Origin of the sequence: Moorena sp. SIO2C4, assembly GCF_010672485.1 — a bacterium.
GTDB classification, from domain to species: Bacteria; Cyanobacteriota; Cyanobacteriia; order Cyanobacteriales; family Coleofasciculaceae; genus Moorena; species Moorena producens.
This window is the reverse complement of sequence record NZ_JAAHGN010000297.1, coordinates 1-7,507: the sequence shown is the minus strand read 5'-3', so window position 1 is coordinate 7,507 and position 7,507 is coordinate 1. Positions and strand designations below refer to the sequence as shown.

The window sequence follows — 7,507 nt, the reverse complement described above, 5'->3', positions numbered from 1 at the left end:
TCAGTCAACATCAGCAAGAAGAGGTGAATGTCCTAAGCTGCCCTAGGAAATTTTCGGTCTTTTTCCCATAATTTTTGCACAAGAAGCGCGAATCTGCTCATTGTCTAAGGCTTGCCCGTGGTTCTGTTACCGGCTATAGTCGAGATTTTGTGTTAAAATTTAAAAATAACCAGCCAAATTTGGAAAATAAAGGTGTTAAAAGCCTCTTTTGAGAGATTTTAACCGATTTTTTTAGCAAAATCCTCGATAATAAGGGAGTTTGTCCAACTATGAGTACATCCCAAGAACGCATTGTCCCGACAAATTTGCGGAACGAAATGTCCCGGTCTTATTTAGAATACGCCATGAGCGTCATAGTAGGTCGGGCATTACCAGATGCCAGGGATGGGCTCAAGCCAGTACACCGAAGGATTCTCTATGCGATGCATGAGCTGGGATTAAGCCCAGAGCGTCCGTTCCGCAAATGCGCTCGTGTGGTGGGGGAAGTGTTGGGTAAGTATCATCCCCATGGGGATACTGCTGTTTATGACGCTTTGGTGCGCATGGCTCAGGATTTCTCCATGCGATCGCCTCTGATTAATGGTCATGGAAATTTTGGCTCAGTAGACAACGACCCCCCAGCGGCAATGCGTTACACAGAGTGCCGCTTGCAAGCGATCGCTACCAATGCCCTACTCCGGGACATTGAGTCAGAAACTGTAGACTTTGTTGATAACTTTGACGGTTCCCAGCAAGAACCGACTGTCTTACCGGCACGGATTCCCCAATTACTGCTCAACGGCTCATCGGGGATTGCTGTGGGTATGGCAACCAATATCCCCCCTCATAACCTGGGAGAGTTGGTGGATGGCTTAGTGGCCGTGATCCATAATCCCGAAATCACTGATAAGGAATTAAGGCGGTATATCCCTGGTCCAGATTTCCCCACTGGGGCACAGATTTTAGGAACATCGGGTATTAAAGATGCTTACACCAGTGGTCGGGGTTCTATCACCATGCGAGGTGTGGCAGAAATTGAAACGATTGGGCAACGAGGTCGTCCAGACAAGGAAGCCATTATTATTACTGAGCTACCTTACCAAACTAATAAGGCAAGTTTAATCGAAAAGATTGCTGAATTGGTCAATGATAAGCGCATTGATGGCATTTCCGATATTCGGGATGAAAGCGATCGCAATGGCATGCGCATCGTAATCGAACTAAAGCGCGATGCTTATCCCAAAGTTGTCCTGAATAATCTCTACAAGCAAACCCCCCTCCAAACTAATTTTGGAGCAAATATGCTAGCCCTGGTGGGCAATGAACCCCAGTTGCTGACCATAAAGCAGTTCTTAAACGTTTTCCTGGATTTCCGCATTGAAACCATTACCCGACGGACTCAATATCAATTGCGCAAAGCTGAGGAACGGGATCATTTACTGCAAGGGTTACTAATTGCCCTAGATAGCTTAGATGCTGTGATTGCGGTGATTCGGGGGGCGGCGGATACGACTACAGCACGAGGACAATTAGTTACAGAATTTAGTCTATCTGAAGCCCAAGCTGATGCTATTTTGCAAATGCAGCTGCGCCGTCTGACTGCTTTGGAAGCCCAAAAGATTCAAGCTGAGCATGAGGAATTACAAGTTCGGATTGCGGATTTAAGGGATATCCTAGCTCGCCGAAGTCGCATCCTGGAGATTATTGAAACTGAAGCCCAGCAACTGAAACAGAACTTTGCCACACCACGCCGCACACAAATTCAACAGGTTGAAGGGGAACTGGATGATACTGACCTGATTGCTAATGAAAAAGCTGTGATTCTGCTGACTGAGCAAGGGTATATCAAACGCATGCCTGTGGATGAGTTTAGAGCTCAAGCTCGGGCAACTCGTGGTAAAGCTGCTGCCAGGATCAAAGATGATGATGAGGTAGAGCATTTCTTCACTTGCTGCGACCACGATAGCATTTTATTTTTTAGCGATCGCGGTGTAGTGTACTCTCTGCGTGCCTACCAAATCCCGGCTGTATCTCGCACCGCCAGGGGGGTACCGATTGTGCAGATGTTACCCATTCCCCACGAAGAAAAAATTACTTCTATTGTACCGGTATCTGAATTTACGGATGATGAATATCTAGTCATGTTAACTCATAAGGGTTACATCAAGAAAACTGCTCTAGATGCTTTCAGCAAAATTCGGGCAAATGGATTAATTGCTATTTCCCTCGGGGAAGGAGACCAGTTGCGGTGGGTACTTCGTGCTAGGGAAGAAGACAGCATCATAATTGGGTCTCGTCATGGCATGGCAATTCACTTCAAGTGTGACAATGATCAACTCCGCCCCCTCGGTCGTGCGACCAGAGGAGTTAAGGCTATGAAACTAAAGGGTGATGATGAATTAATCGGTATGGATATTTTGTCCGGTCAAATCATCGCTAGTCTAGCTGCTGCTGAGGATTCAGAGGAAGAGACAGAAGACCTTAGTGATTCTGAGATGGTGGAAACAGCAGCTCAAGGTCCTTGGGTATTAATTGTCACTATGGGAGGCTATGGTAAGCGGGTACCGGTATCCCAATTCCGGCTACAAAACCGTGCGGGTATGGGAGTTCGCTCAACCAAATTCCGTTTACCCAAAGACCAACTGGCAGCCCTACAGGTAGTTAATGAAGGGGATGAATTGATGATAGTCACTAGTCGAGGGATTATCATTCGTCAAGCTGTTGATGCTATTTCTCCCCAATCTCGCATGGCAACTGGGGTCAGAGTGCAAAAGTTAGATGATGAAGATGCGATCGCAGCGGTTGCTTTGGTTCCCATTTCAGATCAAGAGCAGGAAATCGAAGAGCAGGAACTCCCAGACCAGGAACTCCCAGACCAGGAAGAGTCGGTAGATTCAGATAAATAAACCACTAGAAATAAACCTACAATAGGTTTTTGTAGACGGTTAACCGTCAACCGTCTACAAAACCCACCTTAACTACACTAATAAAACGGTTTTCTAGGAGGCAACTCAAATGATTCAAACTGCCAAAAAGTTTTACACATTTGAAGACTATCTTTCCTACCATGATGACACTGACTACAAGTATGAGCTTGTTAATGGAGAGCTTATTGCTATGCCACCTGCTAGTGGACTACATGCCCTGATTATGCTTTTTTTATTCAAGCAATTTGATAGAGAAATTGAGAGGGTTAGTTTAGATTGGGTTGTTATGCCTGGTAATCTTGGGGTTCGCACAGCTGAGAATAAATCTAGAATTCCTGATTTAGTCATTATCTCAGAAAATCAGCGGCAAGCTATCCGTTCCATGTCATCAGCGGTGCTGGAATCAGCACCACTACTAGCAGTAGAAATTGTTAGTGCAGGTAATCCCCAAGATGATTACCGCTACAAGCGTTCTGAATACGCGGTGCGGGAAGTGCCTGAATATTGGATTGTTGATCCAATTAAGTCTAAGGTTTCGGTTTTGCGTTTAGTTGATGGGTTTTATGATCTGACAGAATTTACAGGAAATAAAAAGATTGAATCACAAACATTTCCCGAGTTAGCTTTGACAGTTGAACAAGTATTTGCAGTTTAGACTAATTGTTAATGATTAAGTATTAAAATTAGCTCTTGAACCAAGTTTAAAATTTATCTGTATTTCTATCACTCATAAGTTTACATAGCAAAAAATACTATAGCTATAGTAGACTTACTATTACTTCTCAACCCGATATCCCAACTCTAATAACCGTAAGCGAGATTGTCGCCATTTCGGTTTTACTTTCACAAACAATTCCAGGTAAACTTGACCAGCAACTAACTTTTGAAGTTGTTGACGAGCCGCAGTACCAATTTGTTTGAGCATATTACCCTTTTTTCCAATTAAAATACCTTTTTGGGAGTCTCTCTCTACATTGATCGTAGCAAAAATACGGGTAATTTTTGGTTGCTCCTCTACTAAATCAATAGTAATAGCAACCGAGTGGGGGACTTCCTCACGAGTTAGGAGTAAGATTTGCTCTCGAATCAATTCCCCCATGATAAACCGTTCTGGCTGGTCGGTTAAGAAGTCAGGGGGATAATAATATGGCCCTGGTTCTAAGCGTTCAATTAATTTCTGCTGCAATAGGTCTAAGCGATCAGCTGTCAGGGCAGAAAATTTTACGACTTCCCAGCCTTGAGCAGTAGCTAGTTTAGCATAACTAGCATCGATTGATTCTCCCCTACTGTGTCGAGGTTGTATATCTGATTTGTTCACACCCAAAATTACTGGTGTCTTAGTATGGCTCAGTAGATCAACAATAAAGCGATCGCCTCCTCCCGCCTCCACCGTACTATCCACCACCAACAGCACCACATCCACTAACTCAATCGCTATTTGGGCATTTTTCACCAAGACCTTACCCAGTTGATGATGAGGTTTGTGAATCCCTGGCGTATCCACAAAAATCAACTGAGCTTCCGGTGTGGTCAAGATACCTCGCAGCCGATTTCGGGTGGTTTGAGCCACGGGCGAAGTGATAGCAATTTTTTGCCCTACCAGTTTATTCATCAGTGTGGATTTCCCCACATTCGGACGTCCTACAATCGCCACGAAGCCAGACTTAAACCCATCTGGAGCAACCGGAATAGTTCCTAGAACTGATGGCTTGATAACTTTTTCCTCTAGGTTATCTTGGGAAGAGTCTATGGTCGAATCATCTTGGTCTTGGATTTTAGAATTGTCAGTCATTGAACCAATCGTAGTTTTTATTGTTTTATTATGAAATTTATGTTAGCAACATAGATAAGGACTATGTTGAGTATGTTGTTACAGGGGATAACACCCCGGTTAATTGACCAACAATATCATAAATAGAACTGATCGTGGGCTTGAAGTAAAAAATTCCAAGTTAGTTACCCACACTCAAGCAGTTTAGACTACATACTACTTATGACCAATACCGCTACTTTCCCTGACCTGGAAAATCATTGGGCGAGAGATTGTATCAACCAACTGCGGGATCGTAAGTTGGTCAGTGGTTACCCGGATGGTAAATTTCGTCCTAATTCTAGAATTACCCGCGCTGAGTTTGCCGTCTTAATGCTGAATGCCTTTCCCTCAGCACCGATTCAGCGGGGTGGTATTCGTTTTAAGGACGTACCTAGTAATCATTGGGCCAAAAATGTGATTCAAGATGCCTACAAGCGAAGATTTTTTTCGGGCTATCCTGGCAGACGATTTAAACCCAATGAGTCCATTTCTCGAGTGCAAGCGATCGCAGTTTTAGCAGGAGCAAAGAATTTCCCTATCCCGTCAGATCCCGATGGAACTATCAGACGGTATTTTACTGATGCTACCCAGATTCCCCAGTATGCTAAAAATGCGATCGCATCCGCAGCAATTAATACTATTGTGGTTAACTATCCCAATATCAAACAGGTCAAACCAAATCAGAGTGCTACCCGTGGTGAAGTAGCGGCTTTGCTGTGTCGGGCGTTAAACATCTATGCTGTTCCACCTCAGTATATTGCTGGAGTGGAAGTTTATCCTGATGATGTTCGTAGTTTACCAGGGCAATTGGATCAGGTGCCTGTCTTTAATAGCAATAGTCCAGAACTAGTCAGAAGTGAGGGAATTTTGCTGTCTACGTTTTCACCGGAAGGGAAACAAGTTGCTTCTGCCCACCTTGACTATGGCTTTAATGGACGGTTTGATATCTTTAGCCACCATATTGCTAGAGCAGAGACTCAGGCGGAAACCCATCCCCTTTACCAAGGATTGATAGTTTATAATCCCAATGACACACCTGTTACAGTGGACGTCTTGCAAGGGGCGAGTTATCTGTCTACCCCAGATGCACCGTTTATCTCGTTGCCGGATATGGTAGATAATCCCAACGGTACAGTCTATGCTGGTCCTGGCAGTCGGACAATGAATGATGTACTCAGGGGAATTCTCAAAGAAATGTTTCCCGCTAAACTGGTGCTGAAGGCAAAACAAAGCCAGATGTTAATGAATCAGCCAATTCCAGTTAAACGATCACCAGCTTCCAATGGTCGTTCTACCATGATGCGGTTACGAAGTGATGGGATGGTGTATCTGGCTAACTTAGCGATGAAAGCCCCTCGTGATGGCAATGGAAACTATCGGGAACCTACGGTAGCAGAATGGCAAAACCTACTGGATACGGGTAGCTTAGCTCAACCCCGTGGACCGATACCCACTCCTCTCGAACCACCTCAAGAACCGACGGTGTTTGGTCGGGTGGCTGGTGTTTCCCAAGGTTCTCAATGGCAAGTGCTGATTCAAGATAATCCAAATGTTAACTATTTGAGTATTCCTCAGCTCGGGCAGGCATTTTCTTATGTGTTGGGGACCCTACATCTGATTACTCTGAGTACAGGGCAAATTCAAAGTGCACCGATGTTAAGGCGCTATCCCGATACGGCCTACTTTGCCCACAGTAATTATGGGGTAGAATACAATATAACTTTACCATTGAAGAATACTACTAATCAACCCCAAACGGTGACGGTATCGCTGCAAACGCCATTGAAGGATGAGGGGGGTACTGATCGACTGCTGTTTTTGAACCCACGGGTTGAAAACGTGTTCTTTCGGGGTACACTCAGAATAAATTATGATGATGATGATCGAAAGGCTCAGACGCGCTATGTGCATTTAGTGCAGCGACGAGGACAGCCAGGGCATCCATTGGTGACGTTGAATTTAGCCCCTGAAGAAGTTAGGCAGCTACAGGTGGATTTTCTCTATCCCCCGGATTCGACACCACCCCAGGTGCTTACAGTTCGGACTTTGGAGGGTTAGGAGAGTTGGAAATCGGCTCACAAATGCAAGGTCGCAATGGCGCGTACGCACAATCAAATATTAATCTCGATTCTAGTAGTCTGACGGATTTAGCATGAATCTGCTATTGTGTAACGTTAGCACCATACTAAACTTTATCAAAAATAGCTGATGCGAGCAAAAGCGATCAGTATTAACTATTTAGGAGTTTAGTTATTGCTGACGAAGTTTTGCCTAAGATCATCAAACAAGCAGAAATGCTGACTCTAGATGATAGAGATGATCTAGTTACGGCAGGTACTGCCTAGGGATATACCTAGAATTGCTGTCGGCACCAGAACAACTATATCACACTCAGGTTGCTAGATAACTGTTGCTAGATAACTATTGATACGTTGATCACTTATGCCTTCTCAAACCTTTATCGTGCGTGCTCATACTCGTACGATCCATACCCGTCCAGTTACCTTTTTCTGCCCGAAATGCCATCATATGACTACTCGTGAGTGCTATCCTGGTAAGCCTCCTAAATACTGTCTCGAATGTAGTCCGAGGCGGAAACGTCAGCAAGATGAGCTGTATATACCCGAAAAGGGGATGTTCAAGCCAACACACAACTTGGTTTAACTGAACGCTATCCAGATCAGGCATTCTTATTGCCATTAGCACTAGGATTTAACATAATAGGATTACTAACACTGGATCACTAACATCTTCGAAGTCACCCACCACTCTTCATAAATCAAGTAAG

Annotated in this window: 4 protein-coding genes; 3 read left to right on the top strand and 1 reads right to left on the bottom strand. The window is 44.4% G+C overall.

The features are described 5' to 3' along the window. Window positions 1-269 precede the first annotated feature (269 nt). Together gyrA and F6K20_RS16755 are read left to right on the top strand one after the other, a co-directional pair. Entirely contained in the window at window positions 270-2,885 is a 2,616-nt protein-coding gene (gyrA, locus tag F6K20_RS16760) for a DNA gyrase subunit A (protein ID WP_044491792.1), read from the top strand. Between the two features lie 109 nt (window positions 2,886-2,994). Then, window positions 2,995-3,561: a Uma2 family endonuclease gene (locus tag F6K20_RS16755; RefSeq protein ID WP_287295367.1), complete on the top strand. Its 567-nt coding sequence runs from the start codon at window positions 2,995-2,997 to the stop codon at window positions 3,559-3,561. Window positions 3,562-3,681: 120 nt separating this feature from the next. On the opposite strand, the gene era is transcribed toward F6K20_RS16755, so the two are convergent. Continuing rightward, on the bottom strand, window positions 3,682-4,698 hold the full coding sequence (gene era / locus F6K20_RS16750) for a GTPase Era (RefSeq protein ID WP_008177814.1): 1,017 nt from the start codon (window positions 4,696-4,698) through the stop codon (window positions 3,682-3,684). A 201-nt stretch (window positions 4,699-4,899) separates the two neighbouring features. On the opposite strand from era, the gene F6K20_RS16745 reads away from it, so the two are divergent. Then, complete coding sequence (locus tag F6K20_RS16745; RefSeq protein WP_008177816.1) at window positions 4,900-6,777, top strand: DUF3370 family protein; 1,878 nt, start codon at window positions 4,900-4,902, stop codon at window positions 6,775-6,777. The last annotated feature ends 730 nt before the right edge of the window (window positions 6,778-7,507 follow it).